Origin of the sequence: Streptomyces sp. CG 926, from assembly GCF_003148825.1 — a bacterium.
Classification (GTDB): domain Bacteria; phylum Actinomycetota; class Actinomycetes; order Streptomycetales; family Streptomycetaceae; genus Streptomyces.
Map to the genome: position 1 here is coordinate 67,580 of NZ_QGGZ01000022.1, position 25,525 is coordinate 93,104.

Sequence of the window (25,525 nt, forward strand, 5' to 3'; positions counted from 1 at the left end):
CCGCCTGCCCGAGCCCCCTAGGAGTCCAACCGATGGCGAATTTCGCCAAACCGAGTGCCCCACGGTTCAGCGTGGAGGTGTACCAGAACGAGTTTCTCCCCGAGGGCGGACGGGACGTCCACGCCATCGTGACGGTCACCGCCACCGGCGGTGCCGCCGCCACGCGCGCACCGGTCGCCGACGGCACGGCGGCCGTGGTGCTCATGGTCGACTGCTCGGGGTCCATGGAGTACCCGCCGGAGAAGATGCGCGGCGCCCGTGAGGCCACGGCGGCCGCCGTCGACACCCTGCGCGACGGCACCGCCTTCGCCGTGATCGCCGGTACGCACGTGGCCAAGGAGGTCTACCCGGGCCAGGGACGCCTCGCGATCGCGGACGCGGCCACCCGCTCCCAGGCCAAGGAGGCCCTGCGCGGGCTGAGCTCCGGCGGCGGCACCGCCATCGGCACCTGGCTACGCCTCGCCGACGGCCTGCTGCGCGGCTCCACCGCCGCCATCCGGCACGGCATCCTGCTCACCGACGGCCGCAACGAGCACGAGGAGCCGGCCGTGCTCCGCGCCACCCTCGACGCCTGCGCGGGCCGCTTCACCTGCGACGCCCGCGGGGTGGGCACGGACTGGGACGTCAAGGAGGTCACCGGGATCGCGCACGCGCTGCTCGGCTCCGCCGACATCGTGGCCGACCCGGCCCACCTGGCCGAGGACTTCACGCGCATGATGGAGAACGTCATGGGCAAGGAGGTCGCGGACGTCGCGCTGCGCCTGTGGACCCCGGTCGGCGTGGAGATCCAGTACGTCAAGCAGGTGGCTCCCGTCCTCCAGGACCTGACCGACCGGCGCACCGAGGCGGGCCCGCGCGCCGGTGACTACCCGACCGGTTCGTGGGGCGACGAGTCCCGCGAGTACCACGTGTGCGTCCGCGTCCCCACGGCCGCCGTGGGCCAGGAGATGCTGGCCGCCCGCGCCACGCTCGTCCAGCCGGCCACGGCGGGCGGGCCGCAGGAGAAACCGACCGTCCTGGCCCAGGGCCTGGTGCGCGCGGTGTGGACGAACGATCTGGCGGCGTCCACCGCCATCAACGCGCAGGTCGCCCACTACACCGGACAGGCGGAGCTGGCGGAGGCTATCCAGCAGGGCCTGGAAGCCCGCAAAATGGGCGATGTCGGTGGTGCCACGGCCAAGCTGGGGCGTGCGGTACAACTGGCGAGTTCCTCCGGAAACGCCGACACAGCACGACTCCTGGCGAAGGTGGTGGATGTGGTGGACGCGGTGGCGGGTACTGTGCGGCTGAAAGCGAAGGTCGCCGATGCCGACGAGATGACTCTTGATACGCGTTCGACGCAGACCGTCCGAGTGAAGAAGACCTGAGACCTGACGTGATGACGCAGGGAGAAGAAGGGGGAAGCGCCGCCATGCCGACCTGCCCGAACGGGCACCAGTCCGCGTCCGACGACTGGTGCGAGGTCTGCGGCCATCGCATGGCTGCCTCGGAGGGTCCGCCTCCGGTGCCCTCCTACGGCTACGGCTTCCCCCCGACCGCCGGTGAACCGACCGCCCAGGCCGAGCTCTGCCCGCAGTGCCGGACCCCGCGCGAGGCCATGGCGCCGTTCTGCGAGGAATGCCGCTACAACTACCTCACCCGTACCCCGACTTCGTACGCGCCGCCGGTCCCGGACCAGGGCCCCCAGGCGACCGGTGCCGGTGTCGGTGGCGGCGGTGGCGGCGCCGGAGGTCGCGGTACGCCTCCGCCGCCCGTGCCCGCTCCCGGGACCTACTCCCAGGACCACTTCGAGTACCAGGGTTCGCGACCGTCCCGGGTCAACCGGCCGGCCGAGCCGCTCCAGCGCGAGGACGACTGGCTGCTGCCGCCGCCCGCGCACGAGCCGCTGGAGTACCAGCAGGCTCCGCAGTCCCAGTACCAGCAGCAGCCCCCGCCGCCGCAGCGGGAGTACCAGCAGGAGTACCAGCAGCAGGGCCCGCCGCCCCAGCAGCAGTACCAGCAGCAGCCTCCGCCGCAGCACCAGCCCTTCCCACCCCAGGGCGGGGGCGCCTGGAGCGCGACGGTCGGCCCCGACCGCTCGTACTTCATGGCGATGATGCAGCGCAGCGGCCCCGAGGCCGCCGGGCTCAACCTGCCCGCCTACTCCCCGGAGCAGCATCTTCCGCTGTCCGGCGGGCAGATCACCATCGGCCGCCGGCGCGCCTCCACGGGCGAGTCCCCCGACATCGACCTGTCGGTGCCGCCGGAGGACCCGGGCGTCTCCCACCAGCACGCGGTGCTCGTCCAGCAGCCCGACCTCAGCTGGGCGGTGGTGGACCAGAACTCCACCAACGGCACCACCATCAACGGCGGCGAGGAGCCGATCCAGCCCTACGTACCGGTGCCCCTCGCCGACGGCGACCGGGTCCACGTGGGCGCCTGGACGACGATCACGATCCGCCGCGGCTGATCCGGGTCCGGTCCTCGGTCCGCCCCTCCCCCAGGGGCCACACGTACGGCCCCTGGGGATCGTCGAGCCACGACCACTGGCCGTCCGCGCTCACCGAGACCCCGAAGCGTTCCCGGGCCGGGCGGCCCTCGCGGCGCCACAGGTCCAGGGCCTCGCGGGGGTGCAGCACGCCCGCGGTCAGGACGAGCATGAACTGGAAGCGCTCGTTCTCCACCATCTCGTACGGAAGCCCGTACCCCGTGCCGGCCGGGTCCAAGGGCGGAGCCGCCGTGGCCCCGCGCAGCGGGACGAAGTACGCCGAGGTGTGCAGGAAGTTGCCCTCGGCGAAAGCGGCGTCCCGGACGGTCAGCGCGATCAGACCCGTCGACAGCGGCGCCAGGATCCGCGCCCCCGGCCGGCACTGGCCGAGCCAGGCGTGCGGGATCAGCGGCAGCGTGCAGGTCACGATGATCCGGTCGAACGGGGCCCGGGCGGGGCAGCCGCGCGCCCCGTCCCCGGTGACCACCGCCGGGTGGTACCCGAGCTCGGCCAGGTGGGCCCGCGCGGACTCGGTGATCTCCTCGTCCAGGTCCACGGTGGTGACGTGCTCCTCGCCGAGGCGGTGGCACAGCAGGGCCGCGTTGTAGCCGGTGCCCGCGCCGATCTCCAGGACGTCGTCGCCGTCGCGGACGTCCAGGGCGGTCAGCATCTTCGCCATCAGCGAGGGCTGGCTGCTGGAGGAGACTTGAAGGCCGTCACGCATCCGCGTCGCCAGCGGGGTGTCGACATAGACCCCGCGCAGCCAGCGGGCCCGGCGTTCGGCGTCGGGATCCTGTACCCAGAGCCGCTCGTGACCGGCGCCGCGGCCGGTCCAGAAGTACGGGACGAACACGTGCCGGGGCACGGCGGCGAAGGCCGCCCGCCAGCGCGGATCCTCCAGCACCCCGGCGGCGGTCAGCTCCCGTACCTGGGCGGCGTGCGCGGTCTCCCGCAGATCCCGTGTCTCGGTGTGCGCGGTGTGTGCGGCCATGCCTCCACTGTCCTGCGCCGGGGCGCGGCGTGCGAACGCGAGGGGCTCGGGGGCTCCAGGGGCCCCCAGCAGGCCTTGGGGGGCCTTGGGCGGCCCGGGCGGCGGTCCTAGGACCTCGGTCCTGGATCCGGGCGTCTGAGACGATGGTCGGGTGAATGAGATTCCGCGGGGCACGCTGGACGAGCAGACCTTCTACGAGCAGGTGGGCGGCGAGGACACCTTCCGCCGCCTCGTCCGGCGCTTCTACGAGGGGGTCGCGGAGGACCCGCTGCTGCGCCCGATGTACCCGGAGGAGGACCTGGGTCCCGCCGAGGAGCGGTTCGCGCTGTTCCTGATGCAGTACTGGGGCGGTCCGACCACCTACAGCCGACACCGCGGCCACCCGCGCCTGCGGATGCGGCACGCGCCGTTCCAGGTGGACTCGGCCGCCCACGACGCGTGGCTGCGGCACATGCGGGTCGCGCTGGACGAGCTGGGCCTGGCGCCGGAGCACGAGGCGCAGCTGTGGAAGTACCTGACGTACGCCGCCGCCTCGATGATCAACACGGCGGGCTGACGGACCACCCGGGGCAGGGACCGGTCGGACCGGTCAGACCGGTCGGACCTGGAGGGCGCCCAGGCCGCCGGTGACGCCGGGGCGGCGCATGGCGACGGATCCGTACGGGGTGCGCAGCCGCAGCCAGGTCCCGGCGGCGAGCAGCGCCACGGGGGCGGGGGCGTCGGGAAGGGACGCGGGGGCGGGCACGGCGGCCCGTACCGGCCGCAGGAAGCCCAGGGACTGCGCGGCGTGCACGGCGCGCAGCGGGAGTTCGGTGTCGCCCAGGGTGCGGGACCAGATCTCGCGGCCGATCCGGTCGCGCTCGGACCGGGTCCGGTGCTGCACGGGCAGCGCCTCGTCCCGGGCCCGGAACTCGCTGACGGCGGCGGCCACGGCCGCTCCCATCGCCTCGGGACCGGGCAGCCCCGGAACCTGCCGCCAGCCGCCTCGGGGCGGGAGCACCCCGGCCCAGGGCGGTCCGGTGACCGGCCCGGGCACGACGGCCGCGGCCGAGGTCTCGTCCACGGCCTCCAGCAGCTCACCGGCGGACACCGTCAGGTCCAGCGGCGTCGCGACGGGCGCGGCGAGCCGCACCGTACGGATGGCGAGGATGTCGAAGGACGGCGGCCGGCCGAAGACGGCGAGCGCGCCACCGCCCGCCTGAAGGCGTACGGCGGCGGCGCGGTCGTAGTGCACCAGCCGGCCCAGGAAGGCGGCGAGGTCCGCCGCCTCCCCGGAATCGACGAAGCGCAGCTGGTCGTTCATGCTGCGATGGCCTCGGTACGCGGCTCGTCGAGGTACTCCTCCAGGAAGTGCCTCTCCTCGGCCGTGATGCGGCGGGGCCGCCCCGCGGCGAGGTTGTAGGGCACGACCACGGTCTCGGCGCGCACGTAGACCGTCTCGGGCCTGTCCTCGGTCGCCTCGTCCTTGACCTCGTAGCGGATGGTCAGGGACGCGGCGCCTATCCGGGTCACCCAGGACTCGATGAGGACCGGCTCGTGACGGTGCACGAGGGGCAGCTTGTAGTCGATCTCGTGGCGGGCCACGACGGAGCCGCCCGTGAAGGACTCGCTGCCCTCGCCCGGCGCGAGGCGGAACATGAAGTCGATCCGCGCCTCCTCCAGATAGCGGAGGAAGACGACGTTGTTGACGTGCCCGAAGGCATCCATGTCCGCCCAGCGCAGTGGGCATCGGTAGTGGTGTCTGGCCATGGCCGTGACCTCAGCCCTCAGCCTCGGGTGAGCTTCTTGTAGGTGGCGCGGTGCGGACGGGTCGCGTCCGGGCCGAGCCGCTCGATCTTGTTCTTCTCGTAGGATTCGAAGTTGCCCTCGAACCAGAACCACTTCGAGTCACCCTCGTAGGCGAGGATGTGCGTGGCCACTCGGTCCAGGAACCAGCGGTCGTGGGAGACGACCACGGCCGCACCGGGGAACTCCAGCAGCGCGTTCTCCAGCGAACCCAGGGTCTCGACGTCGAGGTCGTTGGTGGGCTCGTCGAGGAGCAGCAGGTTGCCGCCCTGCTTGAGCGTCAGAGCGAGGTTCAGGCGGTTGCGCTCACCGCCGGAGAGCACGCCGGCCGGCTTCTGCTGGTCCGGGCCCTTGAAGCCGAAGGCGCTGACGTAGGCGCGGGACGGCATCTCGACGTTGCCGACGTTGATGTAGTCCAGCTCGTCCGACACGACCGCCCAGAGGGTCTTCTTGGGGTCGATGTTGGCGCGGCCCTGGTCGACGTACGAGATCTTGACGGTCTCGCCGACCTTGATCTCGCCGGAGTCCGGCTTCTCCAGGCCCTGGATCATCTTGAAGAGCGTGGTCTTGCCGGCGCCGTTCGGACCGATGATGCCGACGATGCCGTTGCGCGGCAGCGTGAAGGACAGGTCGTCGATGAGGACCTTGTCACCGAACGCCTTCGAGAGGTTGTTGACCTCGACCACGATCGAGCCCAGACGCGGGCCCGGCGGGATCTGGATCTCCTCGAAGTCCAGCTTGCGCATCTTGTCGGCCTCGGCCGCCATCTCCTCGTAGCGGGCGAGGCGGGCCTTGGACTTGGCCTGGCGGCCCTTGGCGTTGGAGCGGACCCACTCCAGCTCTTCCTTGAGGCGCTTGGCGCGCTTCTCGTCCTTCTTGCCCTCGACCTTGAGGCGCTCGGACTTCTTCTCCAGGTAGGTGGAGTAGTTGCCCTCGTAGGGGTGCGCGCGGCCGCGGTCGAGTTCGAGGATCCACTCGGCGACGTTGTCGAGGAAGTAGCGGTCGTGGGTGACGGCCACGACGGCGCCCTTGTACTGGGCCAGGTGCTGCTCCAGCCAGTTCACGGACTCGGCGTCGAGGTGGTTGGTGGGCTCGTCGAGGAGCAGCAGGTCGGGGGCCTCCAGCAGCAGCTTGCAGAGGGCCACGCGGCGCTTCTCACCACCGGAGAGGTTGGTGACGGGCCAGTCGCCGGGCGGGCAGCCCAGGGCGTCCATGGCCTGCTCCAGCTGGGCGTCGAGGTCCCACGCGTTGGCGTGGTCCAGGTCGTCCTGGAGCTTGCCCATCTCCTCCATCAGCTCGTCGGTGTAGTTCGTCGCCATTTCCTCGGCGATCGCGTTGAACCGGTTGAGCTTCTGCTTGATCGGGCCGACGCCGTCCTCGACGTTCTCCAGAACGGTCTTGGACTCGTCGAGCTTGGGCTCCTGCATCAGGATGCCGACGGAGTAGCCGGGCGAGAGGTAGGCGTCGCCGTTGGACGGCTGCTCGATGCCCGCCATGATCTTCAGAACGGTGGACTTACCGGCGCCGTTGGGGCCGACCACACCGATCTTCGCGCCGGGCAGGAAGTTCAGGAAGACGTCGTCAAGGATCACCTTGTCGCCGTGTGCCTTGCGCGTCTTGCGCATGGTGTAGATGAACTCAGCCAAGAGAAACCGTCCGGCAGATCGATGGTGGGCAGATACACCCCATCTTGCCAGGCGTCCATACCTCGGGGGAAACGCGTATGGTCCGGCCCCCTGAGCCGGTACGCGGCACGGGGGCGGCCCGGGGACGGCCCGGGACGGGACCGCGTCGGACTGCATCCTTCGGCCTACTACGTTGTCGACCCTACGGACGACGATCTTGCGGCGCCGGCGCGGGAGAGTTGATCCGTGCGAACAACCATCGGATACACGCTCGAAAGCATCGGCTACGTCGTAGGAGCCCAGGGGCTCGTCAGCTTCGGCTCGCAGACCTTCTTCGGTACGGAGTGGGGCTGGCTCCACAAGATCGTCGACCTCCCGTCCGCCGCCTACCTCGGCATCCTCGCCGCGGGGCTGGCGCTCGTGCTCACCGGGGTGAGGACGCGGAAGGCACCCGCCCTCCGGAAGATCGCCTGACCGGCGGTCACCGTCGCTCGTCGCTCGTCGCTCGTCGGGACGAAAACCGGGTGGCCACCGTCCCGCCCCGGGGCAGGATGCCCCAGGCAGGACGAACGGACAGGTATGCCTGGGGGGATTCCGTGGGAAACACGCTGATCGCGTTGGCCGTGGCCGTGGTGGGTGTCGCGGGCACACTCATAGCCTCCGTGGTGTCGCCACGCATGCTCGCCCGCATTCAGGCGGAGCAGTTCACACGCGAGCAGCGGGTGGCCGAGGCGCAGTGGCTGCGTGAGCAGGAGGTGGCCGAACTCGCCCGCCGGCGCGAGGGCTACGCGAACGTGAATGCGGCCTTCCGCCGGTACCGGACCCATCTGATGAATTTTCTGTGGCTGATCCACAAGAGTGCGGTGACCGCGGAGGCGAGGGACGCGGTCGAGGACGCCCGACGCGATCACCACTCGATTTTCGCCGCGGCCCAGATGGTGGCCTCCGGCAGCGTCCTGGCCGAGCTGAACGACATGACGAAGACCCTCTCGGAGACCTACCGAAGGATCATGTGCCTGGAGGAGGGGAACCCGGATCCGGACGGATCGTTCGAGGAGATCCGAACGGACTTCGGCCGGCTCTGGGAACAGTGGGAGAGAATGCTCGGCGCCATGCGGGCCGATCTCGGCGTGGAGAACAGTCGGTAGAGGGCGCGGGAGCACCCGATCATGAACTTTTCGTACTCCGGCGTCGACTACGTGATCACGTCGATGTACTCCGTGCTCGACGACGCCTGGTACCTGGAACTGGCGGTCTCAGCTGATCAGCGGCACGTGGCGACCGCGATCGTCCCCGACGAGGATCCGCGGCGCGAGCCGGTCGTGCGCTTCCACCCCGGCGGGGCGCCGCTGAGCCTTCCCTACGCGGTCATGCGCTGGTTCCTGGACCGGGTCGAGGCGGAGGTCCGTTCGTCGCGGGCCTGGATGGAGCTGCGGCCCGAGCTGGTGGCGGTCATCCACGCGCTTCGCCAGGAGCACCTCGGCATCATCGACGACGAGGACTTCACCGCTGTCCTGGCGGAGGTGCGCGCCTCGGTACCGGAGGCGGACCTTCCCATCGTGCTCGCGGCCGCCTTCGAGCGCCGGCCCGACGGCTCCTCCGTCCGCGAGGCGCAGGACTGAGCGGCGAGCGGTGCCCGCGCCCGCCCCGGGCCGGGCAGGATGGCGGGAAACGCGGGGGTGCGGCCTCCGTCGGCCGTTTCGGAGGTACACGTGAACAACGCGCTGCTCGCGCTCGCCGGCGCGATCGTCGCGGTGACCGGCACCCTGCTCGCCCCGATCCTCTCTCAGCGCGTGCTCGCCCGCGTGCAGACGGAGCAGTTCGATCGGCAGCAGCGGGCGGCCGACGCCCAGTGGGTACGGGAGCAGCGCGTGGCGGAGGTGGAGAAGCGGCGCGCCTGCTACGTCACCGCGAACTCCGGCTACCGCCGCTACCGCATCGAGCTCATGAAGTACCTGTGGCTCGTCCACAAGGCCGAGGTCACCGCGCAGGCGCGGGCCGATCTGGAGGAGACGCGGCTCTCCATGCACACCGCCTTCGCCGAGGCCCAGATGGTCGCCTCGGACGCGGTGCTGCGGGAGCTGGACGCGATGACGGGGACTTTGGCCGGTGCGTACCGCCGCATCCTGCAGCTGGCGGACGGCAACCCGTACCCCGGCTGGTCGTTCGAGGAGATACAGACCGAGCTGCTGCAGCTGGGGCAGCGCTGGAAGAACATGCGCGGCATCATGCGGGCCGACCTGGGGGTGGATCCGGGGATCGATCCTGGGGCGGATCCGGTTCCGGCCGACTCCTGACCCCGGGAACCCCGGCGCCGAGCGGCCGGCCGGCCGGTCAGCGGGGGCGGTAGACGGTCAGGGCGTCGGGCAGGCCGTCGAGGACGAGGGCGGAGGGTGCCTCGGCGTGCTCGCCGTCGTAGGCGAGCGGGGTGCCCGCCGGGATGTCCCCGATACGCAGGCTGCGCAGTCGGGTGGCGACGTGGACGGGGGACCGACTCAGCGGACCGGTGAAGGCGGCCGCCAGCAGCCGGGGTCCGGGGCGGCCGCCGCCGTGGACGAGCCGGAGGTCCAGCAGGCCCTCGCCGAGGTTGTCCCGGCGCCGAGGCGTGGGCCCGGTGCCGTGGTAGGTGCCGTTGCCCGCGAAGAGCAGCCACACGCTCCGGGGCCGCCCGGCCAGCCGCAGCCGTACGGGCCGCTGGGCGCGCAGCACCCGCCAGGCCGCCAGCAGCGCGGCCGGGCCCCCGCCGATGCGCGGGGCCCACCGCAGCCGATGGCCCAAGAGCTCCGGATACGCGCCGATGCTGAAGTTGTTCAGGAAGTAGCCGCTGTCGCCGTCGGGCCCCGGGGAGAAGCGGCCCACGCCGACGCGGACGGCCTCCCCGCCGGCCAGGGCCTGGCAGGTGGCCTCGGTTCCGGCGAGGCCGAGGTCCATCGCGAAGTGGTTGAGGGTGCCGCCGGGGAACACGGCCAGCGGCACCCCGGCCCGCAGTGCGGCGGTGGCGGCCGCGTTGATCGTGCCGTCGCCGCCGCAGACGCCGAGCACGGTGGCCCGCGAGGCCGCCTTCGCGAGCGTGGCCGACAGCTCCGGGCCCTCGCACTCGACGACCTCGGCCTCGGGCAGGCGGGTGCGCAGTACGTCGAGACCCGCGGCCGCGGCCGTCCCGGACCCGGTGTTCACCACCACGGTGAGCCCGGCCCCGTCGGGCAGCGCGGGGGCTCCGATGGCCGTCCGCTCGTCGCCCGGTACGACCCGGGCCTCCTGCGCGTCCCGGGCCAGGCGGCGTACGACGAACCCGGCGGCCACCCCCAGCGACGCGCCCACGAGCACGTCGGAGGGGTAGTGCACCCCGGTGTAGACCCGGGAGAACGCCACGGACGCGGCGACCGGAGCCAGGACGGCACCCCAGCCCGGCGAGGCAAGCGCCACGCCGGTGGCGAAGGCGAAGGCCGAGGCGGAGTGCCCGGACGGGAAGGAGGTGGTCTGCGGCTGCGTGGCCAACTGTCGGGTCAGCGGCACACCTTCCAGCAGCGGTCGCGGCCGGCGTACGGACCATTTGCCGACGGTGTTGATGGTCGCGGAGGCCAGCGCCAGCGAGGCGATCCCGCGCACGGCGGCCTTGCGGGCACCGGTCGACCCGAAGACGGCGATCGCCGCGGCGGCCCCGCCCCACAGCACTCCGTGGTTCGCGGCCCGGCCGAGCCGTGGCAGCACCCGGTCGGCCCCGGGCCAGTGCCGCCGGGCCACCGCGTCGAACAGCCGACGATCCCACCACCCGAGAGCGCCGGACCAGGTCAGTTCTTGATCAGCCATCTTCTGCCCCTACCCCGGTCGGCGGATCCGAATCGGCGGGCGCGGCCACCCGGCCCAGCGGGCCCATCCGTCCGAGCCGCGGACGTGCACGGGCGGACACCGGAGGGCGTCGGAGGGCGTCGGCAGGCATCCGTACGCCCGAACGCCCGGCAGACGCCGCCCGCTTCGTCGGCACCCGATCGGCGCCCGATCGGCAGGGCGCCTCCTACGCGTTGTCCTCCTACGGGGTGTCCTCCTACGGGCTGTCCTCCTCGTCCAGCGGGCGCTTGCGGAGCAGCAGCACCACCAGGCCGCCCAGGACCACCAGCCCCACCGCCAAGGAGGCGATGACGGGGGTGGCCGCCGAGCTGCCACTGGTCGCCAGCCGTTCCTCGTCCGGGGAGGTCGTGGTGAGGGCCGCGGACTGGGACCCGAGTGCCTCGGCCGCCGAGCCGGAAGCGGAGTCTGCGGCGTCGCCCACCGCCGTCGCCGGGGGCTGCGGCCAGACCGCCGTGGCCCTGGCGGCGGCCGCGGACGCGCTGGAGCCGGCCACGATCTGGGCGTGGGCCGGGAGCTCGCCCGTGAAGACCCGCCCGACCGGCACCCTGGTCGCGCCCTGGACGGTGACCGAGGCGGTCCCGTCGGGGGTACCCGCGGGCACCTCGAAGTACAGCCGGCTCCCGTTGACCGCGGTGGTCAGCGGCTGCCCCTCGGCGTCCACCACCCGCACCCCCATCGCGACGGCCGCCGCGTCCGGGATGACCGACACGCTCGGCGCGCCGGTCCGCACGGTCACCGGGCCGAGCCGGGTCCCCGCCGCACCGGACACGTCGCCCGGGTCCAGCCCGAGCGAGGCCGGCGGCTCGGGGAGCTGCCCGGCGGCCCGCTGCAGGTAGTCGGCCAGCTTCTCGGCCGCCGGGTCCGCGGCCTCGACCTGCGCCCCGTCCGCCAGCCGCCAGATCGCCACCTGGGTCCCGGCGGCCGCGCTCTGCGCGGTGAGGGCTCCGGCCCCGGCCGCCTTGGCGAGCCCGGCCAGATCGTTGTGCTGCGGGTAGGAGTGCTCCAGGACCCAGCGGATCCGGCCCGCCTCCCGGTTCCCGGCGAGCGGGCTGCCGCTCCAGCCGCTCTCGGTGTACCGGGCCTGCGGCTGGGCGTTGCCCGTCACGCCGACCCCGTAGGTCTGGAGCATCCCGCCGCCGTCGACCCGCATCTCGTAGAGCCCGGCCGGGATCTGCCGGACCGAGCCGTCCCCGGACCGCAGGACCGCCTGCCCGAACGTCTTGAGCCCGTCCAGCACGGCGCTCGCGCCCTCCGGTGACCTGGGCGCCACCGGGCCGGAGTCGGCGGCCGCCCGCGCCGCCGGCGCGGTGGCGAGGGCCGCGGTCAGCAGGGCCACCGCCAGCGGCCGGCGCGCGGAGCCCCGTACCGCGGCGGGAGGTTCGAGCGGAACCGCGGCGGGTGCCGGTGCTGGGGCGAGCGCGGACGCAGGAGTGGGATCAGGAGCGGAGGATGCGGGAACGGCAATCGACACAGTCTTCCCCTTCGGGCCAAAGACCCAGGTGCCCGTGAGTACCGGGGAATCCTAGCCGCCTCGAACACTCAGACCACAGCCGCCTCCTGATTGACCATCAGTGGTGTCTCGGTCCGCACCACACGCCGGAAGGCCGCGGTCCCGCGGTTCAGGTCGTGCCCGATGGCCGTCGCGTCGATCTCCGCCGAGAACCACCGGGTCCCCTCGCCGTCGGGCGGGTCCTCCCGCACCCGTAGCCGTCCGTGCACCACCAACGGCTCGCCGACCGATACGGAACCGGCGAGGTTCACGGCGAGCGTCCGCCGCGCCCACACCGTGTAGAAGCTGGTGGGTCCGTCCGTCCAGACGTCCTTGCGCCGGTCGAAGTACCGTGGCGTCACCGCGAAGCGGAACCGTGCCGCCGGACCGCTCACCGTCTCCTTGTAGTCGATCTGCGTCGCCACATGCCCCACCAGCGTCACCTGGGTGTCGTACATCCCGGTCGCCCTCCCCCGTGGTCGCGGTCCACGCGGATCCGCGCGGACCAGCCGTACGGACCATCCGTACGAGGTACGCACCATGCTGGGGCAGGCCGTCGATCCCCGCTCCGGCCTGTGGATCAATGCCGGGTTGTGGACAACCTGCTCCCCCCTGCGGCGACCGTGGCGTACTGCTCACGCACCTCCCGGTAGCGCAGCAGCTCCGCCGCCACCGGTTCCAGCACCCGGGCCCGCCCGCACCCGGCGGCCGCCTCCCGCAGTCTGCGCTCCGCGTCCTGCCCGTAGCGCCGGGCCGGCCCACGGGCCGCGATCGAGCAGGACCATTCCACGAGCGGCCCGCCGACGATGCCCGCCACCATCAGCAGGACGGGTGGCAGCAGCCTCGGCTCCAGGACCCCGACGATCTGTCCGACCAGCCACAGCCCACCGAAGATCTGCAGCAGGGTCATGGCCGCCTGGGTCAGCACCGCCGCCGGCCACCACGTGGGGCGCGGCGGTTTGACGCTCGGCACCGCGACCGCCGCCCCGAGGGTCACCGCGATCTCGTCCAGCGCCTCCGGAAGCCGGTCGGCGCCGCGCACCGCGGTCTCGCGGACCGCCTGCGCCCACGGGTCGGGCAGCCCGGACACCGCCTCGTCGGCGACCACCCGTACGGCCTGCTCCACCCGCTGACGCGCGGTCACCTCCTCCTCGACCGGGGCCTGGGCGACCGCCGGGCCGCGACCGCCGATCGCCGCGAGGGCGGCCAGGCCCGCCAGGGTGCGCGGCGCGCGGCGGCCCTCGTACCAGCGCCACAGCCGCAGCCACGGCGTCCCGCACGCCTTGCCCGCGTTGCGTCGCCAGGCGCGCTCGGCGGCGAGCCCGGCCGCGTACGCCCCGACCGCCTCGGCGAGCCGGTCCTCGAACTCGGCGCGCGCCACCTCCCCGATCTCGGGCCCCGGATGCCCGTCGGCCACGTACAGCGGGCGCAGGCGCATGGCGGCGCGGTCGACGTCGGCGGAGATCCGTCGGGTGGCCGCGCCCTTCTCCTGGGTGAACTGTCCGAGGAGCTCGCGCAGTTCCCCGACGCCCTCCCCGGTGAGGGCGGACAGCCCGAGGACGGTGGCGCCGGGCTCGCCGTGCTCGCCGAGGGCGATGCCGTCGTCGTCGAGGAGCCGGCGCAGGTCGTCCAGGACGAGGTCGGCGGCCTCCCCGGGCAGCCGATCCACCTGGTTCAGGACGACGAAGGTCACCTCCGCGTGCCCGGCGAGCGGCCGCAGGTACCGCTCGTGGAGCACGGCGTCCGCGTACTTCTCCGGATCCACCACCCACACCACGGCGTCGACCAGCGCCAGTACGCGGTCCACGTGGTCACGGTGCGCGCCGACCGCCGAGTCCAGGTCGGGCAGGTCGACGAGGACCATCCCGCGCAGCGCCTCCGCCTCCGAGGTCTCGCGGGGCCGGCGCCGCAGCCGCCCCGGGATCTCCAGCCGGTCCAGCAGTCCGGCGGCTCCGTCCGACCAGCTGCACGCGATGGGCGCGGCCGTGGTCGGACGGCGCAGCCCCATCTCGGAGATCTGCACTCCGGCGAGTGAATTGAAGAGAGTGGACTTGCCGCTTCCGGTGGCTCCGGCGATCGCGACGACCGTGTGCTGGGGCGACAGTCCGCGGCGCGCGGCCGCCTCGTCCAGGACCCGGCCGGCCTCGGCGAGGGTCTTTCCGTCGAGCCTGGTCCGGGACAGCCCGACCAGCTGGCGCAGTGCGTCGAGGCGCAGCCGCAGGGCCTGCCCCTCGGGGCTGAGCGGGGGCGCGGTCGACTTGCCGCCGTCGCTACCGGCGCCGGAGACGGCCCGGACGAGGGCGTCGTCGCCCTCGTCGCCCTCGCACTCCTCGTCCCCCTCGTCGTCCCGGTTCCCTTCGACGATCCGGGGGCGCGAGCGCGCGATGAATCCGTCGTCCCAGCGGTCGTCGGTGCGGTCGGTCAGGGCGGTCACCGCGTCACCTCTCCTTCTGCAGTACGGACAGCGCGGCAATCAGCTCGGCCTGTGGTTCCGGGGTCACTTCGAGCGCCTCCAGCGGGGCGAGCCGGCGGTCGCGTTCGGCGCGCAGCACCTGGTCGAGGTGGTCGCCGACCAGTTCCCCGCCCCGGTCGCGCAGCCGTAGGGCGGCCTGCGCGCCGATCCGTTCGGCGAGCTTCTCCCCCGCGGGCCGGGCCCGCTTGCCGCCGAGGAGGGCGGCGACGAGGAGGGCGGCGATGCCGTCGGGGTCGGGTGGGGGTTGCCGGTCGCTCTTGGCCACCTCCTCCTCGGCGAGTTCCTCCAGGACCCGCCGCCAGCGGCGTACGGCCATGCCGATGCGCTCCCCCGCCTCCCGGTCGGGCGCGGGCAGCGAGACCGCGCCGGCGGCCGGCTCGCGCCGCCAGGCGTCGGCGATGCGCTCGTCGGCGGCGGCGACGGCGCACTGCAGGAGCGCGGCGAGGGATTCGGCGAGCGAGTCGAGCAGTTCGTCGGCGCTCGTGTCGAGCGGGTACCCGCGCCAGCGGGTCAGGGCGTCCCCGGCCAGTACGGCGCCCTGGTCGAGGCGGCCCCGGACCCGCTTGCCCTCCCGTTTGTACGCGTCCTCGACGGCCGAGGTCAGTCGTACGGCGGCGGCGTGCTGGGCGGCGACGGCGGAGGCCAGTTCCGGCATCCGGCGCGCGAGGGAGTCCAGCGCGCCGAGTGCGGTGCGCCCGACGGCGTACTGCCGGGCGGCGGGGTCCTGGGCGTGATGGGCGAGCCAGGCGAACAGCGGGGCGACGGCGCTGGCCGGCAGCAGCCCGCCCCCGCCGGCGGACTCGGGCAGCTCCGGGACGGTGAACCGCGGTACGTCGCCCAGCCCGGCCTTGGTGAGCAGGGCCCCGTACTGCCGCGAGACCTCGGTGAGCACCTGGTGCGGGACCCGGTCGAGGACGGTGACGAGGGTGGCTCGGTACTGCTTGGCGGTGCGCAGCAGGTGCCAGGGGACGGCGTCCGCGTACCGCGAGGCGGTGGTGACCATCACCCAGACGTCGGCGGCGCAGATGAGCTGGGCGGCGAGGGTGCGGTTCTCGACGACCAGGGAGTCGATGTCGGGGGCGTCGAGGATGGCCAGCCCGCGCGGCAGACTGGAAACGGTCTCGATCCGCATCTCGCGGGTCGCGTGGGTGAGGGCCGGTCCGCGGTCGCGGGCCCGGGCTTTGGCGGCCGGTGGCGTCTCCTCCTCCTCGTGCGGCACCCAGACCCGCATCAGGTCGGGCAGCACGCGCATACCGGCGAACCAGTGGTGGTCGTCCGGATGGCAGACGAGCACCGGGGTGCGTGTGGTCGGGCGCAGCACCCCGGCTTCGCTGACCTGTCGGCCGACGAGGGAGTTGACGAGGGTGGACTTACCGGCCCCGGTGGACCCGCCCACGACGGCGAGCATCGGCGCCTCGGGCGCCTTCAGTCGGGGTACGAGGTAGTCGTCGAGCTGCGCGAGCAGCTCGGCTCTGGTCTGGCGGGCGCGCGGAGCGCCGGGCAGGGGCAGCGGCAGACGCACGGACGCGACCCGGTCGCGCAGGGCGGACAGGGCATCGAGCAGCTGAGGCCGAACATCCAAGGTCACCACATGCGAAGAATGCCCAATTTGGGACCATTTTTGAAGCTTATACGTCCTCTGCGCGCCGACCGCGATTCCAGTGGGACATTCTGGGCACGACGGACGAGTGGGGCGCAGGCATAACGAGTGCACAACACCAGGGGCGACGCGGCGCAAAAGCGATGCGAGAATCGCACCTGCCTGCGATTATCGGGACCGCTTCACCGAACCTCCACATCGTGGCCCGCGAGTGAAGCAACCGGGACAAGGCAACCGGAGCCCTATCCTTGACCCGGCACGGACCTCAGCCCCACCCCCACCGGAGGCTCCAGGCCCACCAAGGCCACCTTCCGGCCCCCGTAGCTCAGTGGATAGAGCAGGTGCCTTCTAAGCACTTGGCCGCAGGTTCGAGTCCTGCCGGGGGCACTTTCCGCACCACCCGAAGCCCTCCCTCCGCGGAGGGCTTTCGTGCAGGTAAAGCAGCTTAAAAAGCGTCTCGTAGTAACGCGGTAAGTGCCACCGGCGATCAGTGAACTGGACGGCGAATTCGGACCAGTTCGGCGCGCCGGCCCCGCACCGGAACACGTCCGCCGCGACCCGCCGCACGCCGGGCCGGCCGACCGACTTGCGGGACGGCCGGGGATGCGGTTGCGTCGAAGGAGATGGGTACGTGGTTTCCGTCTCCCCTGGTTGGGGGTGAGCCATCGTGCTGTTCACCCATCGCGCGGACGCCGGCGAACGGCTCGCCGAAGCGCTCCGGCACCTGAAGGGGGAGGATCCCGTCGTACTGGGCCTGCCCCGCGGCGGAGTCCCCGTCGCCTACCGGGTGGCCCGCGCCCTCGGCGCTCCGCTCGACGTCGTCGTGGTGCGCAAGCTCGGCGTCCCCCACCACCGTGAGCTGGGCTTCGGCGCCATCGGCGAGGGCGGCGTACGCGTCCTCAGCGAGGACATCGTCCGCGGCAGCCGGCTGGACCCGCAGGACATCGCGTCGGTGGAGGACGCCGAGGCGGCGGAGCTCGCCCGACAGGCCGCGAAGTTCCGGGGAGACCGGCCGCGGGTGCCCCTGGACGGCCGGACCGTGATCGTCGTGGACGACGGGATCGCGACCGGCGCCACGGCCGCCGCCGCGTGCGAGGTCGTACGGGCGCAGGGCGCGGCGCGGGTGGTACTGGCGGCGCCGGTGGCCCCGCCGGACGCCGTCACCCGGCTCGGCTCCGCCGCCGACGAGGTGGTGTGCCTCGCCACGCCGCACGCCTTCCGCGCCGTCGGCGAGTGGTACCAGGACTTCTCCCAGACCTCCGACGAGGAGGTCGTCTTCCTGCTGGCGCGGGCGGCGGCGGAACCCGCCGGCCGCCCCGCCGTGCGGACCGCCGAGGTCGAGGTGGACGCCGGCGGCCTGCTGCTGGCCGGGGATCTCGCCCTGCCGGACGGCGCCGGGGCCGTCGTGGTGTTCGCGCACGGCTCCGGCAGCAGCCGCCACAGCCCGCGCAACCGGTCGGTGGCGTCGGACCTCAACCGGGCGGGCCTCGCCACCCTGCTCCTCGACCTGCTCACGCCCGACGAGGAGGCCGACCGGGCCAATGTCTTCGACATCGAGACCCTGGCCCGGCGGCTCGCCGGGGCCACCGCCTGGCTGCGTCGGCGCGAGTTCCTCCCGACGGGCTGGTTCGGAGCGAGCACCGGGGCCGCGGCGGCGCTGTGGGCGGCCGGGGAGACGGGCGCCGACATCGGCGCCGTGGTGTCCCGCGGCGGCCGGCCGGATCTGGCCGGTGAACGGCTCGCCACCGTACGGGCCCCCACACTGCTGATCGTGGGCAGCCGGGATTCGACGGTGCTCGACCTCAACCGCCGGGCCCAGCGCGAGCTGCGCTGCGAGAACCGGCTGGAGATCGTCCCGGGGGCCACCCACCTCTTCGAGGAGCCCGGAGCCCTGGACGAGGTGGCCCGCCTGGCCGGTGACTGGTTCACCCGGCACCTGGTGCCGCGGTAGACCGGACCGGAGGCCGCACGAGGGGGTGGTCGCGGCAGCGGTGGCGGGGCGGCGGCGGCACGCGCGACCATGAGGAGATGGAGCAGCCGTCGGTGCGGGATGTCAGCACCCCGGGCCGCGTCGCGTCGCCCGGCGAGGGCATCGGCCCGGAGGAGTTGGCGCTCGCGGCCCGCAACCACGGGCTTCCGCTGGAGGCCCTGCGCTACGAGGTCACGCCCCCCGGACTGCACTACGTCCTGGTCCACTACGACATACCCGCCACCGACCCGGCCGACTGGTCCCTCACCGTCGGCGGCACGGTGCGTAGCCCGCTGGCCCTGGACCTCGCCGCCCTGCGCGCGTTCCCCGCGGTCACCCACCGCGTCACGATGGAGTGCGCGGGCAACGGCCGGGCCCGCCTGACGCCCCGCCCGGTCAGCCAGCCGTGGCTGGTCGAGGCGGTGGGCACCGCCGACTGGACGGGCGTACCGCTGCGGCTGGTGCTCGCCGAGGCCGGGGTGCGGCCGGACGCCGTCGAGGCCGTGTTCACCGGCGCCGACCACGGGGTCGAGCGCGGCGTCGAGCAGGACTACCGGCGCAGCCTGCCGGTGGCCGCAGCCACCGGGGACGACCCCGAAGTGCTGATCGCCTACGCCATGAACGGCCTGCCGCTGCCGCCGCAGCACGGGTGTCCGCTGCGGCTGGTCGTCCCCGGCTGGTACGGGATGGCGCACGTCAAATGGCTGCGCGAGATCACCCTCGTGGACGCGCCGTTCACCGGATTCCAGCAGGCCGTGGCCTACCGCTACCGGTCGGCCGCCGACGATCCGGACGCCCCCGGCGAGCCGGTCACGCGGATCGCGCCGCGCGCCCTGATGGTCCCGCCGGGATTCCCCGACTTCATGTCCCGCACCCGCGTCGTACGCCCCGGCCCGGTACCGCTGCAGGGGCGGGCCTGGTCCGGCCACGGGGCCGTCGACCGGGTGGAGGTGAGCGCCGACGGTGGCCGCACCTGGATCCGGGCCGAGGTCACGCCGCCGGGGCCGCACCGCTGGGCCTGGCAGGCCTGGTCCTGTGTGTGGGCCGCGACGCCGGGACGCCACACGCTCACCGTCCGCGCCACGGACGCCGAGGGCGGTACGCAGCCCCTCGAACAGCCGTGGAACCGGGGCGGTTTCGGCAACAACCTGGTCCAGGAGGTCCCGGTCCTGTGCTGCTGAGCGCGCACCCCGGCGGCGGCACGCCGTCGGCCGTACACCGTCGGCGCCGTACGCCGTACGCCGTCGGCGCCGTACGCTCCCCGGGAGATCAGGAGATGCCGAGGATCCTGACCGCTTGGTAGTAGGTCCACGCGGTGGCGTCGCAGGAGTTCCTGCGGGATCCCGAGTAGTGCGCGCAGACCCGCTTGAGGTCCGCGTGGAACGCCAGGTCCAGCCGGGACTTGGCGCCCGGGAACAGACCCGCGGCACGGTGGTTGCGGTAGCCGAAGTCGTGGCGCGCGCAGGCGTCCGCGAAGGGGAAGCCGAGGGGGTTGTCGGGGGACGAGGTGCACTGGTCCGTGGACCAGTCGAAGCCGTACGCGGCCCAATCCGCCCGGTGCGCGCGGGCCTCGGCCCATTCCTGGTAACTGGCGGCGCTGGTCTGCGTCCAGCGACTCAGCACCTGCGGCTTGTCGGCCGGGACGTGCGGTGCGGCCCAGGCCGCCGGGGCGAGGGCGAGCACCGCGGTGGCGGTGGCGGTGGCGAGAGCCGGGACGAGAGCGGGGACGAGGCGGCGACGGCGCATGGAGTTCCTCGGTGCCGGGGCGGACGGATCACCTCCGGCCAACGCCCCCGGAGGCTCGTCGGTTACTGCGTGTCGCCACGACCGGACCGGACACCCTCCCAGGTATGAGTCCGTATGGGACTTGCGGCGCACTCCCGATTCGTCCTGAGGAAGGACGCGCGGTGGGGGCCCGGCCGCCGACACTGGAAAGCATGAACCGCCGCCCGCTCGTCGTCGCCGCAGCCACCGTGGGAGTCCTCGCCACCGCCGCCTTCACGCTGCCCAACCTGCCGCCCAATCCCGTGACCGACACCATCGACAGCAAGGTGTACAAGGAGAAGGGCAAGCGCTTCGCGAGCGCCGCCGATGCCCCCACCCGTGAGAAGGCGCCGTTCGCCCTGCCGTCCTGGATACCCAAGGACGCCACCGACGTCCGCATACGGGTGCGCACGACCGGCGAGGCCCGGCTGATCCGGTTCACCCTCGGCGCGACCCCGATGGGCGGCCCCCAGTGCGGTACGGGCACGCCGAAGCCGATGAGCAACCCGGCCCTGCACGCCAAGTGGTGGCCGGGCAGCCTGCGGGAGGGTGTGCGGGCCGAGTGCCGGGACGCCCACCAGTACCAGGTCGCGGTCCGCGGCAAGCGGGTCTACGCCTGGACGGACGGCACTGCGTCCCCGAGCTCCGTGGGACCCGGGGGCGGCGCCGCCTCCACGCCCCGGACCCAGGGCTGACCACCCCGCGCCCGGACCGCTCAGTCGCGGGCCAGCGCCGCCGCGGTGGCCCGGGCGAAGCCTTCCGGGTTGTCGAGCATGATGTTGTGCCCGCAGTCGGGGACGGACACCACGGCCACGCCCGAGGCTTCGAGGTCATCGGCGCCCGGGAGCGGGCCGTCCGCCTCGGGGAGCAGGTAGGTGCGCGGGATCTTCGACTCCAGCAGCAGCTCACGCATGGTGGGCGTGGTGCCCGCGGCCAGGTGGACGGCCGTGCGGTACAGGCCTGTTCGGCCGGCCAGCCGCATCGTGGACCACCAGTGCGCGCCGACCCGGTCCCGCACCTCGGCCCAGCCTCCGGCCAGGAACTCCTCCTCGGTGTAGGAGGCGATGCCGCTGCTGCCCGGCATGACGGGAACGGTTTGCTGCGGATCCAGGTTGGCGTCGACGAGCACCAGCCGGGACACCAGGTGGGGATGACGGTCCGCGAGCACGATGGCCACGGCCCCGCCCATGCTGTGGGCGATCAACTCGGCGCCCTCCACGCCGGCCTCGGTGAGGGCGACGGCGAGCGTGTCGGCATGTGCTTCGAGGGTGTAGCCGAACGCCTCGGGCCGGTCGCTGTGCCCGTGCCCCAGCAGATCGACCAGCAGCGAACGCCGCCCCGCCAGCAGCGGATGGGTGGCGCTCGCCGCGAAGTAGGCGGGCGAGGTGGATCCGAGCCCGTGCACGTACACCCGGGCCGGCTCCTCCCCCGCCAGCTCGACCCAGCGGATCCGGTCGCCCTCGGGCGTGACCACGGCGTTCCTCACGATGCTCCCCCTCAAGTCCTCGACAGCCGGAACAGGTTAAGCGCTGCCCGGCGCGGGTGCGTCTCGTGGGCCGCGGGTCGCAGGCCGCGGGCCACGGGCCGCCACGCCGTGCCGGTATATCGCCTGGCCATCCGCCATGTGCGCACTATCGTGGCCGCCATGGACATCCGCCGGGCCCTCACCCCCGCCGAGCTCGCCGCCGCCGAGTCCCTCTTCGACGGGCCTGCCCGCGAGGAGTGGTCCCAGCGCTTCCTCGCCGCCCCGGGACACCTGATGCTCATCGCCTACGTCGATGGGGTGCCCGCCGGGATGGTGTCCGGCATCGAGATGAGTCACCCCGACAAGGGCACCGAGATGTGCCTGTACGAGCTGTCCGTGGACGAGGGGTACCGCCGCCGCGGTATCGGCCGCGCGCTGACCCTGGCCCTCGCCGAGGAGGCCAAGGCGCGTGGCTGCTACGGCATGTGGGTGGGGGTCGACACCGACAACGAAGCCGCGCTGGCCACTTACGGTTCCGCCGGCGCCCGCGACGAGGGTGTCTTCTCGATGCGCGGCTGGCCGCTCGCCCCGTAGCACCGGGGACCGACTCCCCGCACCGCCCCCGCACGGCCCCGGCGCCGCCCCGCGTACCGGCTCCCCGGCAACCTCCGGCCGCCGCGCGACGCTTAGGGTGTTCGCTGGTCGACCCGTCGGTCGACCGGGGGATCGGGGGAGGCAGATGAACAGCGCGACCGAGGTGTTCGAGCCGCTGCGGGCGGACGATCCGTCCACCGTGGCCGGGTACCGCATCGCGGCCCGGCTCGGGGCGGGCGGCATGGGCCGGGTCTACCTGTCACACACCCAGGGCGGCCGCCCAGTGGCGATCAAGGTCGTACGCCCGGAACTGGCCGAGGACCCGGCGTTCCGGCGGCGGTTCCGCCGTGAGGTGGAGGCCGCCCGGCGGGTCCGGGGCGCGTACACCGCCGAACTGATCGACGCCGACGCGGACGCGACGACACCCTGGCTGGCCACCCTCTACGTACCCGGCCCCTCCCTCGCGCAGGCCGTGGACCGGCGCGGACCGCTGCCCGTGCCCGCCGTGCTGTGGCTGATGGCGGGCGTGGCCGAGGCGCTGCAGGCCATCCATGGTGCGGGCATCGTGCACCGCGACCTGAAGCCGTCGAACGTACTCCTGGCCGCCGACGGCCCCCGCGTCATCGACTTCGGCATCTCCCTGGCATCCGACACCACCGCGCACACCGCCACGGGCGCCACCATCGGAACGCCCCAGTACATGTCCCCCGAGCAGGCGTCGGCGGGTGAGGTCACCACGGCCGCCGACGTGTTCGCGCTGGGCCAGACCGCGGCGTTCGCCGCGCTCGGCGAGCCGCTGTACGGCACCGGCCCCTCCGCCACCGTGCTGTACCGGATCGTGCACTCCGAGCCCGACCTGTCCCGCGTTCCGCGGGAGCTTCGTCCGCTGCTCGCCCGGTGCCTGGCCACCGATCCGCAGGAGCGGGCCACCCCGGCCGAGATCGTGGCGTGGTGCAGGACGGAACTGGGCGAGGACGCCGACGCGGACGGCGGCCCGGCGCTCTGGCGCGAGGTGACCGGACCGGAGGTGACGGTCCCGGAGCCGCTCCCGGATCCCCTGCCGGAGCCCCTGCCGCGGCAGATCGGGGCGGGGCCCGCCCCGGCTCCCCTCGCTCCGCACACGATGCACCAGGTGTGGCAGCCTCCGCAGCCTGCGGCTCCGGAAGGACCGGAGCAACGACGCACGCGTCGACGGCGCACCGCGCTCGTCACCGCCGCGTCGATCGTGACGGTCGCGCTGCTGCTGGGCGTGGCCTGGTCGGTCGTCGACAAAGCGGCGAACAACGTGCGCGACCGCGCGAAGTCCCCGACGACCAAGGGAACCTCGGCGGGGCCGGCTGGCTCGGCGAGCGGCGACCCGACCATGAAGTCCGCCGACGCCGCACCGAAATCGAGCCCGAGCCCGAGTCCGACCCCGAGCGCTCCACCGAAGCCCGTCCCCTACCCGGCGTTGACTCTGCGCGAGGAGAACTCGATCAGCATCAAGGAACCGGTCGAGCGCGCCACTCGCTCCGGGGACCTGCGACTGACCTGCGGCCGGGTGGACTGCGACCTGGAGAGCGACACCAGTGTGATCGTCCAGTTGTCGGGCAAGCCGAACGGCTCCCTCGACTCCTGTCGGGCCGCCCTCGAGGGGCGGACCGAGAAGAGCCGATCACTGATGCTCGCGGCGTCCGGCAGCGAGTTCTGCGTCAAACATCAGTCGGGGGACATCGCACTGCTCGTGCTCACGCTCAAGTCCATGCCGGTGATGTCGTTGGAGGACGTGTCGAGCTTCGTCATAGTGGACATGACGGTCTGGCGCGCGGCCTGACGAAGCGGTCGGCCGGGGCCACCCGGTCCGGTCGCGGATCCATCCGACCGGCCGCGCCCACCCGGACCGGACCACACCGGAGCGGACCGCACCGGACCGGTCGTGGGTCCACCCGCGCGGCGGCGTGTCGTGCGCCCACTCGGCGCACCCTCCGCGCGCCCGTGCCGCCCCTCGCAGAGCATCGGCCGCATGACCGCATTCGCCGTGTTCCTCCCCGCCGCCGCCCTGCTCGCAGCCACCGTCACGGGCTCTCCGCCGGCTCCGGACGTCGACGCCACCGCTCCCGATGCCACCGCCGCCCATGCCACCGCCCCCTACGTCGTCGTCCTCAAGGACACGACCTCCCGCGCACCGACCCGCACCCTGGCCGCCGAGGCCGTGGAGGCCGGCGACGAGGTCGGACCGGTCTACGAGGCCGCCCTGAACGGCTTCGCCGTCCGCGCCACGGCCGCCCGGGCCGCCGCCCTGGCCGCCGACCCCCGGGTGGCCTCCGTGGAGCCCGACGCGGAGTTCCACACCACCGACGAGCCTCTGACCGGGCCGCAGACTCCCGCGCCCTGGTCCCTGGACCGGATCGACCAGCGCGAACTCCCGCTCGACGGCTCGTACGCGTACCCCGGCAGGGCCGCGGGCGTCACCGTCTACGTCGTCGACACCGGCATCAACACCGCGCACCGGGAGTTCGGCGGCCGCGCCCGCGCCGGCTACAACGCCGTGTTCCTCGGCAGCCCCCGGGACTGCAGCGGCCACGGCACGCACGTCGCGGCGACCGTGGGCGGGGAGACGTACGGGGTGGCCAAGGGGGTCTCGCTCGTCGGGGTGAAGGTGGCCGACTGCCGTGGCTCCGCGCCCCTGTCCGCGATCCTCAAGGGGGTCGACTGGGTGGTGAAGGACGCCGCCAAGGCCCCCACCACCCCGGCCGTGGCCAACATGAGCATCGGCGGCAGCCGCAGCCGCGCGCTCGACGCCGCGGTGACCCGGGCCGTGGCCAAGGGAATCACCGTCACCGTGGCCGCCGGGAACGACGGCAGGAACGCCTGCGGCGGATCCCCGGCCGCCGTCCCCCAGGCCCTCACGGTCGGGGCGACCGACGCCGAGGACCGCCGGGCGCCCTTCTCCGACCACGGCCCCTGCGTGGACCTCTCGGCGCCCGGGGTGCGCATCACCTCGGCCTGGAAGGACTCCGCCACCGCCACGGCCCGCGCCTCCGGCACCTCGATGGCCGCCCCGCACGTGGCCGGGGTCGCCGCGCTCATCCTGGCGCGCGGTACGGCGCGCACCCCGGCGCAGGTGTCCGAGGAACTGCTGCGCAGCGCCGTGTCCGACCGCATCACCGGCCTCCCCGCCAGCACCCCGAACCTGCTCCTCCACCTTCCCACCGGACGCTAGGGGGTGTCTTGTCGATCAGGGCGGATCAGGGAGCGGTGGTCGGTGCCGTGGATCGCAAGGCGGACGAGGGAGGCGACGCGGAGCGTCGCCGACCGAGGACAACGCGGCGAGGCGCGGCACCGACCACCGCGAGCCCGGCCTGATCGGCAAGACACCCCCTAAAGGTTGTTGCAGAAGGCTCAGTTTTGGGCATTTTGCCTGTATGGGTGGGGTGTTGAGGGCTGAGCCGGTGTGGGTGGAGACGTTCACGGG

General features: G+C 73.3%; 24 protein-coding genes and 1 tRNA gene. 14 read left to right on the forward strand and 11 right to left on the reverse strand.

Translation table 11 applies throughout. From position 1 onward, the window contains the following. Positions 1–32 precede the first annotated feature (32 nt). A complete protein-coding gene (locus tag BCL76_RS36765) occupies positions 33–1,367 on the forward strand; it encodes a VWA domain-containing protein (RefSeq protein ID WP_109783845.1) in 1,335 nt (444 codons plus the stop codon). 44 nt (positions 1,368–1,411) lie between these two features. Continuing rightward, a complete protein-coding gene (locus tag BCL76_RS36770) occupies positions 1,412–2,449 on the forward strand; it encodes an FHA domain-containing protein (RefSeq protein WP_109783846.1) in 1,038 nt (345 codons plus the stop codon). Here the strand turns inward: BCL76_RS36770 and BCL76_RS36775 are convergent. After that, positions 2,430–3,458, reverse strand: coding sequence for a methyltransferase domain-containing protein (locus BCL76_RS36775; RefSeq protein ID WP_109783848.1), 1,029 nt, complete (start codon positions 3,456–3,458; stop codon positions 2,430–2,432). The two genes, BCL76_RS36770 and BCL76_RS36775, sit on opposite strands and share 20 nt — an antisense overlap. 151 nt (positions 3,459–3,609) lie before the next feature. Here BCL76_RS36775 and BCL76_RS36780 point away from each other — a divergent pair, with 151 nt between their 5' ends. Beyond that, entirely contained in the window at positions 3,610–4,014 is a 405-nt protein-coding gene (locus BCL76_RS36780; RefSeq protein ID WP_109783850.1) for a globin, read from the forward strand. Between the two features lie 33 nt (positions 4,015–4,047). On the opposite strand, the gene BCL76_RS36785 is transcribed toward BCL76_RS36780, so the two are convergent. Genes BCL76_RS36785 through ettA form a run of 3 tightly spaced genes read right to left on the reverse strand, consistent with a single transcriptional unit; the run spans position 4,048 to position 6,889 of the window. Further along, a complete protein-coding gene (locus BCL76_RS36785; protein ID WP_109783852.1) occupies positions 4,048–4,761 on the reverse strand; it encodes a hypothetical protein in 714 nt (237 codons plus the stop codon). Then, the gene (locus tag BCL76_RS36790) at positions 4,758–5,207 is read right to left on the reverse strand and encodes an acyl-CoA thioesterase (RefSeq protein ID WP_109783854.1); all 450 of its coding nucleotides are present in this window, start codon (positions 5,205–5,207) and stop codon (positions 4,758–4,760) included. Before BCL76_RS36790 ends, BCL76_RS36785 begins: the two co-directional genes overlap by 4 nt. A 17-nt stretch (positions 5,208–5,224) precedes the next feature. After that, positions 5,225–6,889 (reverse strand): energy-dependent translational throttle protein EttA, encoded by a 1,665-nt coding sequence (gene ettA / locus BCL76_RS36795; RefSeq protein WP_109783856.1) that lies wholly within the window; start codon positions 6,887–6,889, stop codon positions 5,225–5,227. Positions 6,890–7,114: 225 nt separating this feature from the next. Between ettA and BCL76_RS36800 the strand changes: the two genes are divergently transcribed. The 4 genes from BCL76_RS36800 (at position 7,115) to BCL76_RS36815 (ending at position 9,165) form a co-directional block, all read left to right on the forward strand. Next, entirely contained in the window at positions 7,115–7,342 is a 228-nt protein-coding gene (locus BCL76_RS36800) for a hypothetical protein (RefSeq protein WP_109783858.1), read from the forward strand. 122 nt (positions 7,343–7,464) lie between these two features. After that, positions 7,465–8,016: a hypothetical protein gene (locus BCL76_RS36805; protein ID WP_146228507.1), complete on the forward strand. Its 552-nt coding sequence runs from the start codon at positions 7,465–7,467 to the stop codon at positions 8,014–8,016. Between the two features lie 21 nt (positions 8,017–8,037). After that, positions 8,038–8,490, forward strand: a complete 453-nt coding sequence (locus tag BCL76_RS36810) for a hypothetical protein (protein ID WP_109783861.1) — start codon at positions 8,038–8,040, stop codon at positions 8,488–8,490. A gap of 90 nt (positions 8,491–8,580) precedes the next feature. Beyond that, positions 8,581–9,165, forward strand: coding sequence for a hypothetical protein (locus BCL76_RS36815; RefSeq protein ID WP_109783863.1), 585 nt, complete (start codon positions 8,581–8,583; stop codon positions 9,163–9,165). Between the two features lie 37 nt (positions 9,166–9,202). On the opposite strand, the gene BCL76_RS36820 is transcribed toward BCL76_RS36815, so the two are convergent. From BCL76_RS36820 to BCL76_RS36840, 5 genes are all read right to left on the reverse strand, one after another. Continuing rightward, complete coding sequence (locus tag BCL76_RS36820) at positions 9,203–10,678, reverse strand: bifunctional phosphatase PAP2/diacylglycerol kinase family protein (protein WP_109783865.1); 1,476 nt, start codon at positions 10,676–10,678, stop codon at positions 9,203–9,205. A 235-nt stretch (positions 10,679–10,913) separates the two neighbouring features. After that, positions 10,914–12,188, reverse strand: coding sequence for a thioester domain-containing protein (locus tag BCL76_RS36825; RefSeq protein WP_109783866.1), 1,275 nt, complete (start codon positions 12,186–12,188; stop codon positions 10,914–10,916). A gap of 68 nt (positions 12,189–12,256) precedes the next feature. Then, positions 12,257–12,664 carry a single-stranded DNA-binding protein gene (locus BCL76_RS36830; protein ID WP_109783867.1) on the reverse strand — a complete coding sequence of 136 codons (408 nt, stop codon included), beginning with the start codon at positions 12,662–12,664 and terminating at the stop codon, positions 12,257–12,259. A 122-nt stretch (positions 12,665–12,786) separates the two neighbouring features. Beyond that, entirely contained in the window at positions 12,787–14,640 is a 1,854-nt protein-coding gene (locus BCL76_RS36835; protein ID WP_109783868.1) for a GTPase, read from the reverse strand. Positions 14,641–14,644: 4 nt separating this feature from the next. After that, positions 14,645–16,261, reverse strand: coding sequence for a dynamin family protein (locus BCL76_RS36840; protein ID WP_109783869.1), 1,617 nt, complete (start codon positions 16,259–16,261; stop codon positions 14,645–14,647). A gap of 332 nt (positions 16,262–16,593) precedes the next feature. Between BCL76_RS36840 and BCL76_RS36845 the strand changes: the two genes are divergently transcribed. The 3 genes from BCL76_RS36845 to BCL76_RS36855 all read left to right on the forward strand — a co-directional run bounded on the left by BCL76_RS36845 (position 16,594) and on the right by BCL76_RS36855 (position 19,429). After that, positions 16,594–16,666, forward strand: a tRNA-Arg gene (locus tag BCL76_RS36845). A 280-nt stretch (positions 16,667–16,946) separates the two neighbouring features. Next, the gene (locus BCL76_RS36850) at positions 16,947–18,230 is read left to right on the forward strand and encodes a phosphoribosyltransferase family protein (RefSeq protein WP_109783870.1); all 1,284 of its coding nucleotides are present in this window, start codon (positions 16,947–16,949) and stop codon (positions 18,228–18,230) included. Between the two features lie 77 nt (positions 18,231–18,307). After that, positions 18,308–19,429, forward strand: a complete 1,122-nt coding sequence (locus BCL76_RS36855; RefSeq protein WP_109783871.1) for a sulfite oxidase — start codon at positions 18,308–18,310, stop codon at positions 19,427–19,429. An 88-nt stretch (positions 19,430–19,517) separates the two neighbouring features. On the opposite strand, the gene BCL76_RS36860 is transcribed toward BCL76_RS36855, so the two are convergent. Then, positions 19,518–19,994 carry a phospholipase gene (locus tag BCL76_RS36860; protein WP_109783872.1) on the reverse strand — a complete coding sequence of 159 codons (477 nt, stop codon included), beginning with the start codon at positions 19,992–19,994 and terminating at the stop codon, positions 19,518–19,520. Between the two features lie 191 nt (positions 19,995–20,185). Here BCL76_RS36860 and BCL76_RS36865 point away from each other — a divergent pair, with 191 nt between their 5' ends. Continuing rightward, positions 20,186–20,707 carry a hypothetical protein gene (locus BCL76_RS36865; RefSeq protein ID WP_146228508.1) on the forward strand — a complete coding sequence of 174 codons (522 nt, stop codon included), beginning with the start codon at positions 20,186–20,188 and terminating at the stop codon, positions 20,705–20,707. Positions 20,708–20,727: 20 nt separating this feature from the next. Here the strand turns inward: BCL76_RS36865 and BCL76_RS36870 are convergent, their stop codons facing one another. After that, positions 20,728–21,498, reverse strand: a complete 771-nt coding sequence (locus BCL76_RS36870; RefSeq protein WP_109783874.1) for an alpha/beta fold hydrolase — start codon at positions 21,496–21,498, stop codon at positions 20,728–20,730. 159 nt (positions 21,499–21,657) lie between these two features. Here BCL76_RS36870 and BCL76_RS36875 point away from each other — a divergent pair, with 159 nt between their 5' ends. The 3 genes from BCL76_RS36875 to BCL76_RS36885 all read left to right on the forward strand — a co-directional run bounded on the left by BCL76_RS36875 (position 21,658) and on the right by BCL76_RS36885 (position 25,273). Beyond that, positions 21,658–22,071 (forward strand): GNAT family N-acetyltransferase, encoded by a 414-nt coding sequence (locus tag BCL76_RS36875; RefSeq protein ID WP_109783883.1) that lies wholly within the window; start codon positions 21,658–21,660, stop codon positions 22,069–22,071. A gap of 145 nt (positions 22,072–22,216) precedes the next feature. Then, on the forward strand, positions 22,217–23,884 hold the full coding sequence (locus BCL76_RS36880) for a serine/threonine-protein kinase (protein WP_109783875.1): 1,668 nt from the start codon (positions 22,217–22,219) through the stop codon (positions 23,882–23,884). Positions 23,885–24,073: 189 nt separating this feature from the next. Further along, positions 24,074–25,273 carry a S8 family peptidase gene (locus tag BCL76_RS36885; RefSeq protein WP_258310134.1) on the forward strand — a complete coding sequence of 400 codons (1,200 nt, stop codon included), beginning with the start codon at positions 24,074–24,076 and terminating at the stop codon, positions 25,271–25,273. The last annotated feature ends 252 nt before the right edge of the window (positions 25,274–25,525 follow it).